Annotated in this window: 18 protein-coding genes; 16 read left to right on the forward strand and 2 right to left on the reverse strand. The window is 39.5% G+C overall.

Features of this window, described 5'->3' with window-relative positions; translation table 11 throughout:
- Nucleotides 1-353 precede the first annotated feature (353 nt).
- The gene (locus FTU77_RS16130; protein ID WP_373683445.1) at nt 354-542 is read right to left on the reverse strand and encodes a pyrimidine/purine nucleoside phosphorylase; all 189 of its coding nucleotides are present in this window, start codon (nt 540-542) and stop codon (nt 354-356) included.
- Nucleotides 543-1,198: 656 nt separating this feature from the next.
- On the opposite strand from FTU77_RS16130, the gene FTU77_RS02355 reads away from it, so the two are divergent.
- From FTU77_RS02355 to FTU77_RS02420, 16 genes are all read left to right on the forward strand, one after another.
- Nucleotides 1,199-2,071 carry a MetQ/NlpA family ABC transporter substrate-binding protein gene (locus FTU77_RS02355; RefSeq protein ID WP_180007758.1) on the forward strand — a complete coding sequence of 291 codons (873 nt, stop codon included), beginning with the start codon at nt 1,199-1,201 and terminating at the stop codon, nt 2,069-2,071.
- Between the two features lie 75 nt (nt 2,072-2,146).
- Nucleotides 2,147-3,172: a methionine ABC transporter ATP-binding protein gene (locus FTU77_RS02360; RefSeq protein WP_180054450.1), complete on the forward strand. Its 1,026-nt coding sequence runs from the start codon at nt 2,147-2,149 to the stop codon at nt 3,170-3,172.
- The gene (locus tag FTU77_RS02365; protein WP_078188742.1) at nt 3,169-3,864 is read left to right on the forward strand and encodes a methionine ABC transporter permease; all 696 of its coding nucleotides are present in this window, start codon (nt 3,169-3,171) and stop codon (nt 3,862-3,864) included. Before FTU77_RS02360 ends, FTU77_RS02365 begins: the two co-directional genes overlap by 4 nt.
- 284 nt (nt 3,865-4,148) lie before the next feature.
- Entirely contained in the window at nt 4,149-4,742 is a 594-nt protein-coding gene (locus FTU77_RS02370) for a hypothetical protein (protein WP_218947237.1), read from the forward strand.
- A 129-nt stretch (nt 4,743-4,871) separates the two neighbouring features.
- Entirely contained in the window at nt 4,872-8,444 is a 3,573-nt protein-coding gene (gene dnaE, locus FTU77_RS02375; RefSeq protein ID WP_180054452.1) for a DNA polymerase III subunit alpha, read from the forward strand.
- Between the two features lie 51 nt (nt 8,445-8,495).
- Nucleotides 8,496-9,338: an RNA methyltransferase gene (locus tag FTU77_RS02380; RefSeq protein WP_180022698.1), complete on the forward strand. Its 843-nt coding sequence runs from the start codon at nt 8,496-8,498 to the stop codon at nt 9,336-9,338.
- Nucleotides 9,331-10,140: a serine O-acetyltransferase gene (gene cysE, locus FTU77_RS02385; protein WP_078188746.1), complete on the forward strand. Its 810-nt coding sequence runs from the start codon at nt 9,331-9,333 to the stop codon at nt 10,138-10,140. The genes FTU77_RS02380 and cysE overlap by 8 nt, the downstream gene beginning before the upstream one ends.
- 105 nt (nt 10,141-10,245) lie before the next feature.
- Entirely contained in the window at nt 10,246-11,160 is a 915-nt protein-coding gene (locus FTU77_RS02390) for an ABUW_2363 family tetratricopeptide repeat lipoprotein (RefSeq protein WP_180054454.1), read from the forward strand.
- A gap of 128 nt (nt 11,161-11,288) precedes the next feature.
- Complete coding sequence (locus FTU77_RS02395) at nt 11,289-13,295, forward strand: triacylglycerol lipase (protein WP_180054456.1); 2,007 nt, start codon at nt 11,289-11,291, stop codon at nt 13,293-13,295.
- 250 nt (nt 13,296-13,545) lie between these two features.
- Nucleotides 13,546-13,758, forward strand: a complete 213-nt coding sequence (locus FTU77_RS15910) for a hypothetical protein (protein WP_257222165.1) — start codon at nt 13,546-13,548, stop codon at nt 13,756-13,758.
- Between the two features lie 54 nt (nt 13,759-13,812).
- Nucleotides 13,813-14,019: a hypothetical protein gene (locus FTU77_RS15915; protein ID WP_257222164.1), complete on the forward strand. Its 207-nt coding sequence runs from the start codon at nt 13,813-13,815 to the stop codon at nt 14,017-14,019.
- A 365-nt stretch (nt 14,020-14,384) separates the two neighbouring features.
- A complete protein-coding gene (locus FTU77_RS15920) occupies nt 14,385-14,540 on the forward strand; it encodes a hypothetical protein (protein ID WP_373685804.1) in 156 nt (51 codons plus the stop codon).
- Nucleotides 14,541-14,826: 286 nt separating this feature from the next.
- The gene (mutS, locus tag FTU77_RS02405) at nt 14,827-17,457 is read left to right on the forward strand and encodes a DNA mismatch repair protein MutS (RefSeq protein ID WP_180010141.1); all 2,631 of its coding nucleotides are present in this window, start codon (nt 14,827-14,829) and stop codon (nt 17,455-17,457) included.
- Between the two features lie 386 nt (nt 17,458-17,843).
- Entirely contained in the window at nt 17,844-18,167 is a 324-nt protein-coding gene (gene fdxA / locus FTU77_RS02410; RefSeq protein ID WP_004651686.1) for a ferredoxin FdxA, read from the forward strand.
- 138 nt (nt 18,168-18,305) lie between these two features.
- On the forward strand, nt 18,306-19,028 hold the full coding sequence (locus tag FTU77_RS02415; protein ID WP_078188751.1) for a D-Ala-D-Ala carboxypeptidase family metallohydrolase: 723 nt from the start codon (nt 18,306-18,308) through the stop codon (nt 19,026-19,028).
- A 131-nt stretch (nt 19,029-19,159) separates the two neighbouring features.
- Nucleotides 19,160-19,825, forward strand: a complete 666-nt coding sequence (locus FTU77_RS02420) for an O-methyltransferase (RefSeq protein WP_180054458.1) — start codon at nt 19,160-19,162, stop codon at nt 19,823-19,825.
- Between the two features lie 209 nt (nt 19,826-20,034).
- Here the strand turns inward: FTU77_RS02420 and FTU77_RS02425 are convergent, their stop codons facing one another.
- Complete coding sequence (locus FTU77_RS02425) at nt 20,035-20,877, reverse strand: universal stress protein (RefSeq protein ID WP_078188753.1); 843 nt, start codon at nt 20,875-20,877, stop codon at nt 20,035-20,037.
- Nucleotides 20,878-20,906: the final 29 nt, after the last annotated feature.

The following is a 20,906-nucleotide window of genomic DNA, read 5'->3' on the forward strand; positions in this document are numbered from 1 at the left end:
AACTAAAGTACATTAACTCTGCCAAACAGTGGTTATAGGTGATGTTAAATACTTTAATTTTAGTTACCGCAGGATTTCGTATAAGACAGCAAAATCATTCATGTAATCATATAAAAAACCCCGCTAAGTGCGGGGTTAAGAAAAAATATCAATATCGATCACTAGCAATTAAAACATCTTGATGTGTAAGCTGAAGCAACTCCAACCTGTTTAAGCATGCTTAATCAAAATGTCATACATAATCAACGACATCAGTACATTGCACTTTAAAAAATTGAATCTTGAGGAACAATAAACCTTTCGCCAGAAGTATATTGAACAAACTCGACCTGCTCCCCAATTTGCACAACACACTACCCCGATGTGATTTCAACACGTTCTTTCACATGCACCTCAAACGTCATAGGTTGTTCTGATATCAAAAATACACCAATGGTTTTTTGGCTACCATCTTCAATTTTTAAAACATGGCTCACCCATCTACCGCCATAATGTACCGTAGGCTTTTTTACAATTGAGACGAAATCAAACTGATTTAACATAGCGTGCCGCACATAGCAATTTATTATGATCAATTATTAAGCAGTTTATATTAAACAATATAGTGGATTCAATCTTCATCAGATTTAGATCTAAAATTTTGAAAAACCATGAATCAAAGTTGAACTTCAAATATATCAATAAAGATTTCAACTCAGCTTAGATTGAAGCACTTCGTTATTTTCACATATGAATGTTACAAATTTTGTGTATGACAGGACTTATTTCATTTTTATCATTTTTTCAGCAATACTTTTTAAAATTTGTTATATAGACCTAAACTTATACAAATGACGTACTTAAATAGTTTAATTATAAATAATATATTGTTTTTACTTATTAAATTATTTAATTAAACATATTCCATATACATTTTTGGTGCTAAGCATAACTTTTTAAATCACTATATTGAATAATAAAAAATTGATATGATGCCTAGCGAAATATAGAGATTTGCTTTATTAAATCTTTTGTTTACAGCAGCTTGCAATGGCTATCTTTTCCCATTTGGAAATAGACTCAGATCTAATTGTATAAGTCTGTGTAGCATTTTAAATTATTAAGCATCTATCAGCCTGTCTGATAAAAGACTTAAGTAAATCTCTCCATAATATGATTTGTGAATTTATTAATTTTATAAATTTACTCGGGTGAATATATGAAAAAGCTCCTAGGATTAGTTCTCGGTTTATCTGTGGGCCTTTCAGGCTGTGGTAAACAAGAAGCTCCTGCAACTGACGCCGCACAACAAAAAGACACTGCAGAAGTGCAAACTGTTACCATGGCTTCGACTGGTTCAGATGCTGATATTTGGCGCTATATTGCTACGCTTCCTGAAACTAAAGAAGCTGGCATTAAACTTGAAGTGAAAAACTTTACTGACTATGTGTCTATGAACACTGCTGTAGCGAACAAAGAAATTGATGTTAATGCATTCCAGTCATATGCCTATATGGTTGCGTTTAACGACAACAATAAAGATAAAATTGCACCGCTTTCGACAACTTATTTAGAACCAATGGGTATCTATTCAAGCAAAGTTAAAAAACTTGAAGAGTTTAAAACAGGTGCAACCATTGCGATTCCAAATGATGGCGCAAACGAATCACGTGCATTGTTACTACTTCAATCTGCTGGCTTAATCAAACTTAAAGCTGATTTTGACGATGTAAAAGGTACACCTGCTGACGTCACTGAAAATGCGAAGAAAATCGTAATCAAGCCAATCCAAATGGCGACTGCGGTTCGTGTTAAAGACGAAGTTGATGCGATTGTTTTGGGTAATACCCTTGCAATGGAAGGTGGTTTAAACGTACTGAAAGATGCGGTTTACTATGAGCCAATCGATCAAAGTACAAAAATGAACGTGAATATTCTTGCTGTTGCTGCTGACCGTCAAAATGACCCAGTTCTACAAAAAGTGGGCGCGCTTTACCACACTCCAGCAGTTAAAGCTTACATCGATGAACATTTTGGTGGTACTAAAATTGATGTAAACAAACCAACTAGCTACCTCACTGAAGCAAAATAGTAATATAATTTCTTCAAATAAACAGGCAAAGTTTACTTTGCCTGTTTTTTCATTTTTGAACCCTTTTTTGACGCTATGATCCAATTTAAAAATATCTCCAAGCATTTTGAGCTAAAAGGCCAAACCGTTACAGCACTGGATCAGATTAATCTGGACATTCCAGATGGCTGTATTTTCGGTTTAATTGGCTACAGTGGTGCAGGCAAAAGTACCTTAATCCGTTTAATTAATTTGCTAGAACGTCCGAGTGAAGGGCAAATTATTATTCATGATAAAGACTTTACTGCTTTAAATTCGGCAGAGCTGCGTCAAGAAAGAACCAATATTGGCATGATCTTCCAGCACTTCAATTTACTGCAAACCAAAACAGTTGCAGAAAATATTGAAATGCCGCTTAAACTTTTAGGTGTGTCTAAAGCTGAACGCCAAAAACGTTTAGAAGAGTTGCTCGAATTTATTGACTTAAAACATAAGAAATATGCCTATCCGGATGAGCTCTCTGGTGGTCAAAAACAACGTGTCGGGATTGCCCGTGCGCTTGCCAATCATCCTAAAATTTTACTGTGTGATGAAGCAACATCTGCTCTCGATCCGCAAACCACCAAGTCGGTATTGGCATTATTAAAGAAAATCAATCAAGAACAAGGCATTACTATTGTCATGGTCACCCATGAAATGGATGTGATTGAATCTGTTTGTGATTATGTTGCGGTGATGGAACAAGGGAAAATCATCGAACACGGCTCAACCTTAGAGATTTTTAGTCAGCCAAAACACAATACAACCAAAAACTTTATTCAAACTGTATTGCAGCAACAGCTGCCTGTTACTATTTTAAATAATCTAGAAAATCAAAACCATAACAGTATTTATTGTTTAAAATTTCTGGGCAGTTCGGCACAGGAAACCGTCATTCAAGCGGTAATTAAACAGTTTGATATTAGCCTGAATATTTTGTTTGCCAATATGACTGAAATTAATGGTGCGGTGATTGGACAAATGTTCGTTCAGCTATTAGGTGATGCAGCATTGATTCAACAAGCGGTGGCGTTCTTAGAACAACATGGCGTTGAAGTCACTCAAGCAGGAGTTCAGCAATGAGAGATTTAATTGTTCAATGGCTGACTCAAATTACAGCACCCTTTTGGAAAAGTTCTTTGTCCATGGATCAGTTCGTTACTGCCCTACAAGAAACTTTTCACATGGTGTTCTTTGCCATGCTCTTTGGCTGTATTTGGGGTTTTATCCAGGCCGTGATTTTATATGTCTCACGTCCACAAGGCATTTTGCCTAACCGTGTCATCTACCATGGTTTGAACCCGATTGTGAATGCGCTGCGTTCATTGCCATTTATTATCCTCCTGATTGCGGTCATCCCTTTGACCAAAGTCATTGTGGGTACTTCAATTGGTACTTGGGCTGCAATTGTTCCTCTCACAATCTATGTTGGTCCTTACATTGGTCGTTTGATTGAAACTTCGTTGCTTGAAGTGAATGACGGCATCATTGAGTCTGCCCAAGCGATGGGTGCATCTCCGCTGCAAATCATTACTAAATTTGTCCTACCAGAGTCTCGTAGCTCTTTGATTTTAAATTTAACGACTGCAACCATTAGCTTAATTGGTGCAACAGCCATGGCGGGTGCAGTAGGTGCAGGCGGTATCGGTGATCTTGCCATTTCTTATGGTTATCAACGTTTTGATAGTAGCGTGGTCATCATGACCGTCATTGTATTGTTGATTTTGGTACAAATTGTTCAAAGTCTGGGGGACTGGTTATCGAAACTGCGCTAAGCCTGCATAATTCATATATTTAAGCTCTCCTCGGAGGGCTTTTTAGTTTCTTAGATTCTAAAATTTAGTTTTTAATGCCGCAATTAAACCAAAATTTTTTTTAGTTTTAAATTATTTTGACGGCAAATTAGCAACACCATAAAATTTAAAATATAACCTTTAATATTACGTTTACAAAAACTTGAATGAGTACAAAATATCAAAAGAATAGAATTTTATATTCCCCATGCAAACTACACTGACAGCACAAATTTTCCGCTTAAATTTTTTTCACAACGGGGATATTGATCACTTCAGCTGCATCTGCATCCATTGCTGATTATGACTATGTCACTAGTATTAAGGTAAATGATGTTGACTTAGCCTTACCCTTGCCTGCATCAAAAGCAAATGCATTAATCAGCAAAAATCCAGTAAAGCTTAAATATGAATATTCAGAATGTACCGGCAATACTGAATTTCATGTCACATCAAAAGGTAAATTTCTAAAATTTGAAATTTATGCAGAGGACAATCCTCAAGTTAAAAATGATTCATTCTATAAAAATAAAAGCAGCTTCGCCCAACTTGGACAAACCAAAGGGGATGTTTGGATGGAATGGGATAAATCCACTCAAATACGCGATAAAATTCAAATTGGGTCAAAACATCTGATAAGCCAATATGACTATCAACAATTTGTAAAAGACTTTACCAAAAGTGCAAAATTAGCCAATCCAAATGAAGTTGCTTATGTGATTTTACTCTCACCTGCTCATGCCAAATCCGTGCTGAAAGAGCCGCAAAACTATGATTTACCCTATATTGGTAACCTAGCCTTCAACTTTAAAAATGGCAAATTAACTGCCTTTTCAGTGAATCAAGGTATTGCTTGCTAAATGGTGCTTGTGATACAGCGTTTATTGATTAAACAGTGAATTTATAAATCTGCATAAAGCCATGCAATAAACGCAAGTTTGAACTCAGAGCATGCTAAAATCAGCAGCTGTTTTCGCAGGGACTCATCTATGCACTTTGTACATCTTGGTATTTTTACAGAATTTTCCATTACTGAATCTATTGTACGTATACCTGATCTTGTAAAAGCTGCAGCTGCAGATGAAATGCCCGCTCTGGCCATTACTGACCTTTCAAATCTACATGCTGCTGTAAAATTCTATAAAAAGTGCTTAGATAAAGGCATTAAACCCATATTTGGTTCAACCATTCGTTTGAATGATGCTGAACACAAAGCTACTCTTCTAGCGATGACCAATAAAGGTTGGCGCAGTCTAACAGAGTTGGTTTCTGAAGGTTATATTTCAGGTCAACAGCTTGATATTCCTTGCGTAAAAAAAGATTGGATTTTAAATCAACACCAAGACTTGATTGTTTTACTGGGTATGCAAAGTGATGTTGGCAAAATGCTTTGCTCTTCTAACCCGCAAAAAGCTGAACCACTGTTAGCTGAATGGGTCGAAAAATTTGGCAATCGTGTTTATTTAGCGATTACACGAACTGAGCGCTCGGGTGAAGAAGACTTTATTCACGAAGCAGTAAAACTTGCGAAGAAATTTAACATTGGTGTGGTTGCTCATAACGATGTGCATTTTATACGTAAAGAAGATTTCGAGGCACATGAAGCACGCGTTTGTATTGCCGATGGCTATGTCCTCGGTGACAATCGTCGCCCTAAAAATTATAGCCCTGAACAGTATTTTAAAACTGCCGAGGAAATGACGGAGCTGTTTGCAGACATTCCAACGGCTATAGAAAATACCTATCACATTGCGCGACGTTGTAATGTGTCATTACGCTTAGGCTTCCATGATCTTCCTGATTATCCAATCCCTGAAGGTCATACCATTGACACCTATTTTGAACATTTATCAAAAGAAGGTTTAGAAGAACGCTTAGCACATTTATATCCTGTCGAACAGCGTGGTGACGACTGGCCAGAAATTCGTAAGCCTTATGATGAACGTTTAGCTTATGAAGTCGGAATCATCCTGACCATGCAATTCCCAGGTTACTTCCTGATTGTCATGGACTTCATTCAGTGGTCTAAAGGTAATGGTGTCCCTGTTGGTCCAGGCCGTGGTTCGGGTGCAGGTTCATTGGTTGCCTATAGTTTAAAAATTACCGACCTTGATCCACTGCGTTATGACCTACTTTTCGAACGTTTCTTAAACCCAGAACGTGTATCAATGCCCGACTTTGACGTCGATTTCTGTATTGCAGGTCGTGACCGTGTTATTGACTATGTTGCACGCACTTATGGTCGAGATGCGGTCTCTCAGATTGCAACTTTCGGTACCATGGCGGCAAAAGGTGCAATTCGTGACGTAGCCCGTGTCTTGGGTAAATCTTATGGTTTGGCTGACCGTATTTCTAAAATGATTCCAACCAAGCCTTTAGGTTTAAGTTTGGAAGAATCGATTGAGGCCGAACCACAGCTCAAAGATATTGTCACCAACCCATCGAATCCTGATAACGACGATGCTGCCGAAATTTGGGAAATGGCACTCAAACTTGAAGGCATTACCCGTAATACAGGTAAGCACGCCGGTGGTGTGGTCATTGCACCAACCAAGTTAACCGACTATTCAGCAGTACTGTGTGATGCAGATGGGACTAACCGTGTAGCCCAATTCGATAAAGACGATGTGGAAGCTGCCGGCCTAGTCAAATTCGACTTCTTGGGCTTACGTAACTTAACGGTAATTGAAGATGCCATTAAGCACATCAATGCCCGTCCAGATATCACTACACCTGTCGATATTTCCTTGATTCCTTTGGATGATAAACCTGCCTATGCCGTGTTCGCAGATGCGAATACCACAGCGGTCTTCCAGTTTGAATCCGTCGGCATGAAAAAAATGCTGAAAGAGGCACGTCCAAGTAAGTTTGAAGAAATTATTGCCTTCGTATCGTTATACCGTCCGGGCCCGATGGATCTAATTCCTGACTTTATTTTCCGTATGCATGGTGGCGAGTTTGAATACTTACATCCATTACTGGAAAGTGTCCTTGAACCGACGTACGGCATTATGGTGTATCAGGAACAGGTAATGCAGGCAGCGCAATTCTGTGCTGGCTATAGCTTGGGTGGTGCGGATTTACTTCGTCGTGCTATGGGTAAAAAGAAAGTCGAAGAAATGATTAAGCACCGTCAGATCTTTACTGAGGGTGCTGCAACCAAAGGTATTGATGCAGATACGGCCAACCATATCTTCGACTATATGGAAAAATTCGCAGGCTATGGTTTTAACAAATCCCATGCCGCTGCCTATGCCCTTGTTGCATATCAAACTGCTTGGTTAAAAGCACATTTCCCTGCTGAATTTATGTCAGCGGTAATGACTTCGGAAATGCAGAACACTGACAACGTAGTGTTCTTGATCGATGACTGTCGAATTAACGGTCTTGAAGTTTTACCTCCATCGGTCAATATGTCTTTGTACAACTTCCATGCCAGTGATCCAGAAACGATCGTATACGGTTTAGGTGCGATCAAAGGTGTCGGTGAAGCTGCCATGCAGTCTGTGATTGACTCACGTATCCAAGATGGTCCCTATAAAGACCTGTTCGACTTCTGTCATCGTATTGACCTGAAAAAAATCAATAAACGTACCCTTGAAGCATTGATTCGTGGTGGCGCACTGGATTGTTTAGGTTTAGAACGTGCTGACTTGATGGCACAGCTCCCTGAAGCCGTTCAAGCGGCGGATCAAGCACGCACTAACCGCGAAACAGGGATGATGGATTTATTTGGTGAAGTTGAAGAAGTTCAGCGTAAACCTTCTAAACCTGTTAAACCGTGGTCAGATGAAGTTCGTCTTAAAGGTGAAAAAGATACTCTTGGGCTTTATCTAACAGGTCATCCGATCGATGTGTATCGATCAGAGCTAAAAGCCTTTATTTCACAGCGCATTAATGAGCTTACGCCTACACGACGTGGTGTCACTACAGTATTTGCAGGCCTAGTAGTCGATGTTGCCAACTTCCCGAACCGCATGATGGTAACGCTCGATGATGGTACAGCACGTATTGAAGTGTCTGCGAATCACGAACGTTTTAACCGCTTCAAAGACGTGATTCAAAACGAAAAAGTGGTGGTGATTGAAGGTGAAATTTATGAGCGTGAAGGTTTTGACCGCCCAATGGGTCGTCTAACCAAAGCCTTCAGTCTGAATGAAATCCGTCAAAAACGTGCCAATGCGATTCAAATCAAATTAACGCCTGAACATTTTAGTAAAACGCTCTCACGTGATATCCAAAATATTCTGCTGCCTTTTTGCAATGTTGATATGTGTACGCATATTCCTGTGCAGTTATATATTGACTACCCATATGCGACGGCTGACATTCATTTGGGCTTAAACTGGAAAGTTGCCCCGCTAGATGAGCTACTGTCTAAGCTGCGTGACTACTTTGGTAAAGAATCTTTGCATGTTGAATATCATGTCAAATCCAAAGCAGCCAAAGCGGTGAGTTATGAACAAGCCTCTATTCCTGCGCAAGTTCCTCCACCGCCAGATGGGATGAGCATGGATGATGCCATGGATTTATACCAAGCTGAAGCCAATCAATTTTCTTAAAGTTTAAACGCTGTTTGAACTGCTTTTTTAAATAAACATATTGGAAATATCATGAATCAAACTGACAATGCTGCGGTTTCAGCACATCTCTCCCATGTGCGTATTGTCATGGTGAATACAACATTACCCGCAAATATTGGTAGTGCATTACGTGCCATGAAAACCATGGGACTTTCAAAGCTGGTCTTAGTTGCACCTAAGACTTACCCGCATCCAGACATTAATGCCTTGGCTGCCGGAGCTGTCGATTTAATAGATCAAATTGAAATTGTTGAATCATTAGAAGATGCTATTAAAGATTGTCATATTGTCTTTGGGACCAGTGCACGTAGTCGCACCATTCCATGGCCTTTACTTGACGCTCGCCCTGCTGCAGAAATGTCTCTCAAAGCGGTCTGCGAACAACAACAAGAAATTGCCGTAGTATTTGGCCGTGAAGACCGTGGTTTGACCAATGAAGAATTGGCAATGGCTAACTACCATGTCACCATCCCTGTGAATACTGAATATGGCGTTTTAAACGTTGCCCAAGCGATTCAGGTGATTTGCTATGAAATGCGCATGGCTGCCCTTGCACATACTGAGTTAACTTCAAATCCTGATGCCAATATGCATGTTACCGATGACATCGATATGGAATGGGATGAACCTTTGGTGACCCATGAAATGATGGAACAGTTCTACCCGCATATTGAAAAAATGCTGGCAGAGATTGAATTTATGGATCCAAAAAATCCAAGATTATTACCTTTACGCTTGCGTCGCCTATTTGGACGTATACAATTAGATCGTATGGAATACCACTTATTACGTGGCATCTTTAGCCGAGTACAGGCTTTAAATAACGGAACATGGAAAAAATCTACAGACAATGAGGATCAATCTAATGCTTAAGCAGCTTAAAGAAGATATACAGGCTGTATTCGCGCGCGATCCTGCTGCACGAAATACGCTCGAAGTCTTAACGACTTATCCAGGAATTCATGCCTTGATCATGCATCGTATGGCACATGAACTTTGGAAAAAAGAGTGTAAAGGCTCAGCTCGCTTATTGTCTTCTTTTAGCCGCTTTGCCACAGGCATTGAGATTCATCCGGGTGCGAAAATCGGTCGTCGTTTCTTCATTGACCACGGTATGGGTGTGGTGATTGGTGAAACAGCTGAAATTGGTGATGATGTCACCCTTTACCATGGTGTGACCTTAGGGGGCACAACTTGGAATAAAGGCAAACGTCACCCCACCTTGGAAGATGGCGTAGTGGTTGGCGCTGGTGCAAAGATCTTAGGCCCATTTACGGTAGGTAAAAATGCCAAAGTCGGCTCAAATGCCGTGGTGACCAAAGAAGTTCCTGCGGATACTACCGCTGTAGGTAATCCAGCACGCTTTATCACGAAAGATAAGCCAAAAGATGAAGCGGAAACACGTCGTCGCGATTATGCAGAAAGTATTGGTTTCCAACCGTATGCTGCAACACAAGACCAAACTGACCCAATGTTAGAAGGTATGCGTGTGTTGTTAGATCGTATTCAGCACAATGAAAAACGTATGAATAATTTGTGTCAGCGTTTGTCTCTCCTTGACCCAACGTTCAAAAAGCAACAGCTCAATGAACAACCTTTTAGTCAGGAAGAACTTAAAATCATTGAAGATGTGCGCCGCGAATGCGAAGCTCAAAGTAATCAATCTAAAGCTTAACCAAAAGCAATCAGAATAAGTTGCCTTTAACTTGCATGTTGTTCAGAGTTTTTTTAGACTGACCAACATGCTTTTTTGTATAAAATAAATTAATGGATGAATCATATGACGCTTAAGCCCTTGGCAGTTGCTTGTATTGCTTTAACCCTTGCCGCTTGTGGAAGCGCCCCAACTAAAAATAATGCTCCTAAAGATGCCATGATTTTTGTAGAGCCTGAACTGACTCCACCGTTCTACGCACTCAACCCATTTAACTACGATGCACCACCTCCTTTTGAATTAAATTTACAAAAAGCTGCAGCACAGCCTGTGACTAAGATGGTGGTAACTAGCCCGACCGACCCATCTAAACAACTGACACTTGAAGAAAACCGTCTGATTATTCCAATTGTAGACAGCAAAGTACGTTCAATGAAATTTGCTGCTTTAGCGGGTGACAATGAAATCGACATTACTGAAATTGATGATTTCTTACAGCTCGTTGAAGGTAAAGCACGTCACTATCCACCACGTTTTGTTCAACGCCAAGAACGTAAAGGGTTTGAACTTAAACTTAAAGAAGTGACGCAAAAACTAGATACCCTTGCATCTAAAGACAACGCATCTTTTGATGTTTTAGTTCGTGCTTTTAAAGCCAGTGTGATGGCACGTAACCTCGACTTAGGTTCTGTATACACCACTAAATCATTAACTTACGCACAGCGTATTTTAAAAATCAACCAAGATGATGCTGAAGCAAACTTCTGGTTCGGTTTTGGTTTATCTGAAGGTGGTGGTCAACGTGAAGCGATCCCATACTTAGACAAAGCGATGAAAGCGGGTGTTCAAGAAGCCTATCTTTCTGCAGCAAATAACTATATTGCGATGGAACAAAAAAAGAACGCAATTCAGGTCTTAAAGAACTATAAAGTCAAATACCCACAAGAAGGCGAAGTCGCTGACCGCTTAATTCAAGAAATTGAAAAGCAAGGTCGCTGGAATGTTTGGCAAGTTTTAAATCCACCTAAAGCTGCGTCTTAAATCTGACGATTTAGAAAATTCTTTTGAAAAAAGACCGTTTTAACGGTCTTTTTTCATTTAAGGTGAATTGAAAATCCTGACAATTATCGTATGATTTGAAAATATTTAACCCAATGTGCGACCCCTTTATGCAGCTAAATACTAAAACAATACTGCTCCTTGGAATCATAAGTACAAGCGTACTGAGTGGATGTCAGGTCGTCAGTGTCAAAAATCAAAAACTCAATGTTTCGATTGCCAATGAACGTGAAAGTATTATTTCTCGAAACAAACTTAGCGAAGCCAGTTTAAATGTCTTGTCGATGACAGGTCGGGAAGCCAAAGCCTGCACAGAAGACCCGAAAGCCTGTGTTGATGAGTTACAACAAATTCCTCAGATTCAAGATGAACAATTATTGTCTACGGCAAGTGAATTATATTTAGCAAAAGCCATTGAATATGAGTCTTCTTCTGCCTGTAAATTAGGTTTACTGAGTAGCCACAAATCAGAAGAAAAACAAAAAATTGAACAAGACACTTATAACAAATGTTTAGATCAACAGCTGACGCTACTGGATAAAAGTATTCGCTATAGCTATGCCTATATGTTTAAAACCAAACGTGCGCCTGCTGATCGTATTTTTGATAACCGTCAAGTTCAAATCCGTGATTTCTATAATCAAGGGATTGCCAAATTGGTTAGCAGCTATGCACTACGTTATAAGCCGCAAGAAGTCACCCAACAGATTAAAGTCGGACAAACCACCTATCACATAGACTTCAGCCACTACCCAGAACTCAAAAATCGTAAAATTGAACAATTGATGTCAACCTATAATCTTAACTTCTCAGGTTTACGTTCAATTACCCGTCGAGATGGTTTTGGCTCCGAATTTCTTGTGGTTTTACCCGAAGAACATACGATTGAAACAGGCAAAGCCAAATATATTATCAATCCGATTGATTTTAAATATCCGTCTGGTTCAAATCCTAATATCCATCAAGCGCGCTATTTAGCTGCAACCTTAACGGCTGAACCACTAAGCGCTGCAACTACAGTTGATCAAATTTTGAATCAACATGAGTTTCAAATTAAAGCTTACGACCCGTATAAGTATGAACAGGTCAATATTGCCAATAAAAACTATGCGCTTGCTGCCAATTTTTCTGCTCCATATGGTCTTTGGTTAGCACAAAATAACTTGGGTAAGGCAGCTTATTTATCACTGATTGACCGAGATGAAAAACTGACGATGCCTCATCTCTACATGCTTGAACCATATAATCCTGACAAGAAAGTTATCGTCTTGGTACATGGTCTTGCTAGCAGCCCTGAAGCATGGATTCGTCTGACTAACGATATTATGGGCGATTCAGTGCTACGTGAACATTATCAAGTGTGGCAAGTCTTCTATTCAACTAATATGCCGATTATTGAAAGCCGCTTCCAAATTTATTCCATATTGACCCAGACCTTTAGCAAAGTAGACGCCAATGCCGCAGCTAAAAAAGATGCTGTTCTAGTCGGTCATAGTATGGGCGGCATTATTGCACGACTACTGGTCAGCCAAGTCGATACCACGCAAGCAGCTTTGAAAATGATGAATTCACGTCAATTAAATCAGTACCGAAATATTCCAGTAGTAAAGCAACGTATGGTGATTGACGATATTCCAAATTTCAGCCGTGCAATTTTTTTGGCTGCACCTCATCGTGGTACAGAATATGCAGATCGCTGGTTTACCAAAGCCGCTCGAAAAATTATTAAACTCCCAGGAGCTTTTTTATCGGCCATGGGTGATGTGTTAACTCAAGAAGAAGACCTGAAAGATTTATTTCGTGAAATTGACCATGGCTTGATCCAAAATGGACCAAGTGACTTAAGTCATCAGTCAAAATTTATCGCGCTCACTGAAGATATTCAGCCGCGTAAGGGTTTGAAGTTTCATTCAATTATGGGTAATAACACCAACAGCCAAGATAAAAATATTATGACGGATGATATCGTACCATACACTAGTGCTCATCTAGAGGGTGCTGTTTCAGAAAAGATCATTAAAGGTGGTCATTCAATTCAAGAAACCCCAGAAGCTGTACTCGAACTGCGCCGTATACTACGACTGCATTTGATTGAACTTGGCCTCTATAAACCATAATGCAATACAACATTTAATTCGATCTACATATTTTAAAACCGATCTCAGGATCGGTTTTTTTCATTTCTGCATTTACTTGAATAGGCCAATATTCACATAATTATTATATAAGCCTTTATTTTTTAATCATTTTAAAACTCAAAATCACTTGTTAAATTTTATACAAATCTTATATTAGAGATAAATACGGGTTAAATATAGACAAAAAAGTTGTGCACATATCCTAAATTTTTTATGAGCATATCGAATTATGAAATTAAAAGGCTCAAACTTACTTCATCGGGATGAAATTGAGGGTTTAATCAAAACTCGATTAAATAAAGTTTATTTTACGCCAAATTTAGAATCCATTTATCAGCCGCTCTACCGTGATGAAGCGGCGAAAGAATTTCGTTTTCGCGGGATCATTATTTTTTTCCTGTATGCCCTGTTATGTTCAGGGATTTATCAAGTGATTCCATAACGCAGTTTTGTAGATTCCTCTGTATATTTGGGTAGTGTTTATCACTCTGATCGCATGGGATTTTTCTTTTTTTCCGCATTAACCCCTTATTTTAATGTTTATACTTGTCTAGGCTCGATGTGCGCTGTTGCGATCATATTTACTGTGATTTGTAATGATCACAATGATGCGCTATTACATGCAGCCATGAAGTATGCCTTGGTCATCATCTATGCCTTTGTTGGTATGCGTTTTTATATTGCCATGGTTGCGGGTTGGTAGAACATGACCCACTGACTGGGCTAGCAAACCGTCGTCCGTTATAAGGAGCTTTAGAACAGCTATGGCATTATGCCCTACGCCATCAACAGCCTTTAAGCATCATGGTGATCGATATCGATTTTTTGAAAATTAAAATGATCATTTAGGTCATCAGGCGGGTGACATCTGCCTCACATAAATTACTGAGGTTTTGTCTCAAATCACTAATCGAAATGGTGAGTTAGCTGCACACTATGGCAGCGAAGAGTTTTTACTCCTCTTTAGGGTGTTAACTGAAGCTAAAAATTGAACCTTTGGCAGCCGATTTATTATGCAGAATTTAATCACTCGAACTTCCACATCCAGCCAACCATATGTCTAAATTTGTGAAGATTAGCATCGGTACGGAAACGATCATTCCATCTACATCTGATCAAATTCAGAAATTTATATTGGCTGCCGATCAAGCGCTTTACCTTGCAAAAGGCAGCGGTCGCAACCAATATCGATTAGCTCAGGCTGAAGCGCAGCTTGATGTTTGAGTCAGTCTATCGCTTTGTAAATGTATCCATTGTTGAATTTACACACAGACTTTTTAGCGTTTATAAATAATATTTTGACTGCTTTTTTTACATGCAGACAAACCTTTTCTGGCATTTTCCTGTCACTTTTTTTGCTAGAATCAGCAACACGATTTGTTAACGTACACCTGTGGTTTTGAACGAAGAGACAATATAAATATAAGGACTTTTTCTAAATCCAATTTTCATCAAAACAGTGTTTTTCGTTTAGCAGCGCACAAATTTTTATTTTAAGGTATTTCGTTTCATGCAAGCTGATAATTCCAAAGTTGACCTTTCAACCCTGACCCCGATGATGCAACAGTACATGTCAGTCAAAATGCAAAATCCGCATTCACTGATGTTTTATCGGATGGGTGATTTTTACGAGCTCTTTTTTGAAGATGCACATAAGGCAGCAAAACTTTTAGGAATTACACTAACACATCGTGGTAAAGCCAATGGTGAACCTATTCCTATGGCTGGTGTCCCATACCATGCTGCTGAAGGCTATTTAGCCCGCCTTGTAAAAAAAGGGGAAACGGTGGTGATCTGCGAGCAAATTGGTGAAGTGACAGGCAAAGGGCCGGTTGAGCGCGGAATTGTCCGTATCATTACCCCGGGGACATTAACGGACGATGCACTGATTGCCTCCCATCAAAGTTCAAATTTAGTCGCGATCTGCTTACAACAAAATCAAATCGGGATTGCTTTACTAGACCTCAGTGCAGGTATTTTCAAAGTTCAGCAAATGGACTATCAACTGGAACAATTGGCAATCGAACTTTCTCGTTTAATGCCGAGCGAAATTTTGATTGATGAAGATCTTATTGATCCGAATATTGTCGAGCAAATTAAACGTCAATTAGACTGCCCTGTCACTAAACGTCCAAACGTCGACTTCAATTTAAATAACGCACAAAAAACGCTGTGTGACCAATTTGCAGTTGCCACACTTTCAGGTTTTGGTATTGACCATTTACCTTTGGCGAAAGCTGCCGCAGCGGCTTTGATTCACTATGCAAAAGTGACTCAAAAAACTGCTTTACCACATATCCGCAGCATTCAACTCGAACAAAGTAGTGATTTTGTGGCGCTCGACCCCGTCACTCGTCGTAACTTAGAACTGATTGATCCCCTATTTGAACATGGCACTTCCCTGTTCCAACTTATCAATGATTGCCAAACTGCGATGGGTGGCCGTCTATTAAGTCGTACCTTAATGCAGCCTTTACGAGATACCGCTTTATTGGATGCACGTTTAGATGCATCACAAGCGATGCTGCAAGGCTATCATGAGTCTCCGATCCGCTTAGTTCTCAAAGAAATTGGTGATATTGAACGTGTGCTATCTCGTGTAGCTCTCGGCAGTGCTCGTCCACGAGACCTAGTTCAGTTACGTCAAACTTGTGCACAAATTCCCTATCTTCGACATGCACTTGAACCGATCATTCAGTCACACCAATCTAAGCTGATCGCTCAGTTAAATGATGAAATGGGTGATTTTCATGGCTTACATGAGCGTCTCATGTCTGCCATCGTAGAAAACCCGCCAGTGCTTTTACGTGATGGAAATGTGATTGCCGAGGGTTTCGACACTGAACTCGATGAACTGCGTAAAATTCGTGACCATGCAGGACAATTCCTCATTGATCTTGAAATTAAAGAACGTGAACAAACCGGAATTTCAACCTTAAAAATTGGCTATAACCGTGTCAGTGGCTACTATATTGAACTGACTCGAGCGCAGGCTGAGCAAGCACCTGATCATTATATTCGCCGCCAAACCCTAAAAAATGCGGAACGCTACATTACCCCTGAGTTGAAATCTTTTGAAGATAAGGTACTTTCGAGTGAGTCACGTGCATTAGCGCGCGAAAAAATGCTTTTTGAACTATTACTCGATGAATTACGTGCAGATATTGGCAACTTACAAATGATGAGCGCCGCTATAGCGCAAATTGATTTACTGGCTAATTTTGCCCATCAAGCGCGATTACGCAATTGGTCACGTCCTGAATATAGCCCTGAAGTTGGGATCAAAATCAAAGCCGGACGTCACCCAGTTGTGGAATCTCTGAGCAAATCAGCATTTACTCCAAATGATACTAGTTTGGACTTTAATCACCGCATGGCGATTATCACAGGGCCAAATATGGGCGGTAAATCGACCTTTATGCGCCAAACTGCCTTAATCAGCTTATTAGCCTACTGTGGTAGCTTTGTCCCTGCCCAATCTGCCGTATTAGGGCCGATCGATCGGATATTTACCCGTATAGGATCTGCCGACGACTTGTCTACAGGCAAATCAACCTTCATGGTGGAAATGACTGAAACCTCACAGATTCTACATCATGCGACCAATCAATCATTGGTACTGATGGATGAAGTCGGACGTGGTACGAGTACCTATGATGGCTTATCTTTGGCGTGGGCATGTGTGCTCGATCTCACGCGTCGCATTAAATGTTTATGCCTATTTGCAACGCATTATTTTGAGCTCACCGAGTTAGGCAAAGACGCCAATATAGATAACTATCATGTGACTGCTCGTGAGCTAAATGGCAACCTGATCTTACTGCATAAAGTTCAACAAGGCCCGGCGAGTCAAAGTCATGGTCTACAGGTGGCAAAGCTTGCAGGTATTCCTGCAGCTGTGATCAAAGAAGCGCAAAATCGCCTTCATATATTAGAAACTCAGCAAAAACAGCAACTCAATACGGCTGTACAAACCGATCTATTCTCGGCACTCGCAGAGCCTGAAGTCATCGAACGCGTAGTTGAAGTTGAAAAAACATCGCCCGTACTTGATGCTTTAGCAGATATAGATATCGATAACTTAAGTCCACGTGAAGCACTACAACAGCTTTACGCCTTAAAGGATTTACTTAAGATCTAATTGAGCAATAACGATAGATGAGATATGCAAAGAGCACCTATGAAGGTGTTCTTTGCATTGACTCCATTCAAACGCGTAAATTAGTGAATGTTTGCTATCTACTACTGCGGCTATTCAGCAATAAATTGATAAAAAATTAATGTTGTTAAATGTTTCATGCTTAAAATACACATTAAAAATATTGTTCGATAAACAGATGTAATTTAATCAGTTTTTTGAGTATGATTCTCATTCATTGTGAAATTTACATAAATTGTTCAGTTTTTAGTGATTTTAACAGCACTGCATATAATAATTATCAATAAAAGGAATTGTTAGTTACCCTATTTTTTGCCTAAAATACACCATTAGTTTATTAGAACCATATTTTTTAGGTAGCTGTCGCCATGACCTTTGTTGTCACTGAAAACTGTATTAAATGTAAATATCAAGACTGCGTAGAAGTTTGCCCTGTTGACTGTTTCTATGAAGGTCCAAACTTCCTTGTTATTAATCCAGATGAATGTATCGACTGTGCGCTATGTGAACCTGAGTGTCCAGCTAACGCGATTTTCTCTGAAGATGAGTTACCTGAAGGTCAAGAAGTATTTATCGAACTTAATACTGAACTTTCTCAAAAATGGCCGAACATCACTCAAATTGGTGATCAACCTGCCGACCGTGAAGAGTGGAACGGTAAAGCTGATAAATTACAATATCTTGAAAAGTAATTTTACGCTTTCATGAAAAGATCAGCACATGCTGATCTTTTTTTATACTTAAAGCACACATTTCATTGCAAATTATTCAAATTTTCTCAATCAAATTGGATTAAAATAGAACGAGTTTATAAATAATTGATTTCTATAATGAAGCATTTACTCAAGGGATTATTGTCCGTTGCAATATTCCCTCTTGTTTTCATTGGTTGTACAACTACACCACAAAAACAAGGTCACACTATTACAACTCCCGACGGTAAACGTATTTACATACCTCAAGAAAAAGTGACGACCATCAGACAAGCCCCGCCTAAAGTGGTGCCTTATGCATACAACTCATGGGTCGCGTCTGTTGATAATTTACGTCGCGTTCGAGACTATGAAGTCTTTTTAGAGAAAAATGGTGTAGGCAATATCATCCCTTCATTTGAGCTGATGCGTACTGCACGTGATTGGCAAAAATGTGGTCGCTCAGAATATATGGTGCCTAACCGTGAATTATGGCAAAACCAAATTGCAACCTTACGTGTCTTTAAATATTTAGTTGCGGCCAATATCTTAACGGACTTTGAAGTGACTTCGGTTTATCGTGATTTGCCTTTGAACCAATGTGCCGGTGGTGCAAGTTCATCTCGTCACCTATATAACTCGGCGATTGATTTCCGTATTGGACCTGCGTACCCGCAGCCCGAAGACTACAGTTATATTGAAAATACCAAGTTCCGTTTATGCCAATTTTGGTCACAACACGGGCAGAGTCTCAATATGGGATTAGGTTTATATGCCAGCGGACAAATTCATATTGATACTCAAGGCTACCGTACTTGGGGACCTGATCACTCAAGTCGCTCTTCAATGTGTAATTACTAAAACATTACATCGTCATATCAAGACCTCTTCGGAGGTCTTTTTTGTACATAAAATATTCAAATATAGAACAATAAATTGCGATGTTGGTGGAAAGGTTTAAAATGCTTGCATCAATCACGAGGTGCGACAACATGCAACAAATGTGGACAGACATTGATGCTTACATCGATTCACATTTAATTCCTGAAGATCCAATATTGACCCAAACACTTCAACATACGGATGAACGTGGCTTTCCTGATCATCTTGCTGTAGCGGCTAATCAAGGCATGCTGCTTCAAATGTTAATCCAAATGAACAAGTGTAAACGCGTTTTAGAACTTGGAACTTTTGCAGCCTATAGCACCATGTGGTTAGCACGTGCATTACCTGAAGATGGTTACATTCTGACCATTGAAGGTCGTGATACACATGCTGCCCTCGGTCAAGAAAATATTGATAATGCAAAGCTTGCACAAACGATAGAACTGAAATGTGGTCGTGCGGCAGATATTTTACGTGCCCTTCCTGAAGATACCGAACCTTTTGACTTTATTTTTATCGATGCAGACAAACAGAGCTACCCTGAATATTTAGAATTAAGCTTAAATTTATCTCATTCAGGTACAGTGATTGTTTTAGACAATGTAATTCGTGCAGGTGAGATTCTAAATGCTGAAAACCACAAACCAAGCATTGAAGGTATCCGTGATATGTTCAAAGCCATGCAAAATCATCCGAAAATTTTATCCTGCACGGCACTTCAAACTGTAGGTTGTAAAGGTCATGATGGTTTTGCGATTGCAATCGTTAAATAATCTAAATCGAGGTGTTTTTTAGCCACCTCGAATAAAGGTATAAAAAATAATCAATACAATATTTTATTTTTAAAACAACTACTTACAAACACTACACACAGAGTTATCCACAATTTATGAGGATAACTCTGATTATTTTTAACACAACAACTTATTATTTATTTACTCGCATTTGTCCGTCTATTAAATCACCTATTTGTTGTTTCATCTTATTTTACAACCAACAGTGGAACACTCGAATTTCTGAAAATACTGGTGGTAATACTGCCCAAGAAGAACTGATGGATTTTACTGTGACTAAATGCCCCCAGTACGATTAACTGGATACCATGCTCTTGTTGATAGTCCAGAATATTTTCCGAAACATCGCCATAGCGGTATTCCGTCACCACATCGAGACCGGCATTGGTTAAATAATTTTTTGGATCATCCAAGATTTGTGGGTGATCTCCAACATAGACCAAATGACATTGCAAAAGTTTAAGTAGGTCACTTTGTGCCACACGCTTCATTAGCTCAACGCATTTAGGCGAATATTCATAGGCAAAAATAAAACGTGTCGGTGGTTTAAACGTTGGCCCTACGGTCATAACGGTACAACTTGCACCACGTATAAAGTTTTCAACATTACTACCAAGCGGCTTATTGCGCTCTGCTGAACGTTCACCCACCCGACCAATTAAAACAATATCGTCATCTTGCAGTACATTAAAACTTTGCTCTAAAAAGTCGCCCTTTTCCTGAATATGGGTGGTTTGAATACCATGCTTGTCTTGGATCATTTCAGAAATGTGTTTGAGCAAGTTATTACTATAATCTAACGCTAAATCACTTTGTTTTTGTTCTAACTCCGCAAGTTCTTTCAAGAGCATGGCATTACTTTCAAACCCAATCACGCCACTGATTTCACCTAAGTGATAACTTGCCGGATAGTAATCTAGTATTTGTAGTAAAACCAACTCACGGTGCGTTTGTTTAGCAACCCAAGCAGCAGCATCAGCTAGTGCATTAATGCATGGAGAAGAGTCGATACAGGCGATAACTCGTTTCATGATTAGCCCTCGTTTTATTATTGCTTGGC

The sequence above is a fragment of the Acinetobacter sp. YH12142 genome (assembly GCF_013418435.1).
In the GTDB taxonomy this organism is placed as follows: Bacteria; Pseudomonadota; Gammaproteobacteria; order Pseudomonadales; family Moraxellaceae; genus Acinetobacter; species Acinetobacter amyesii.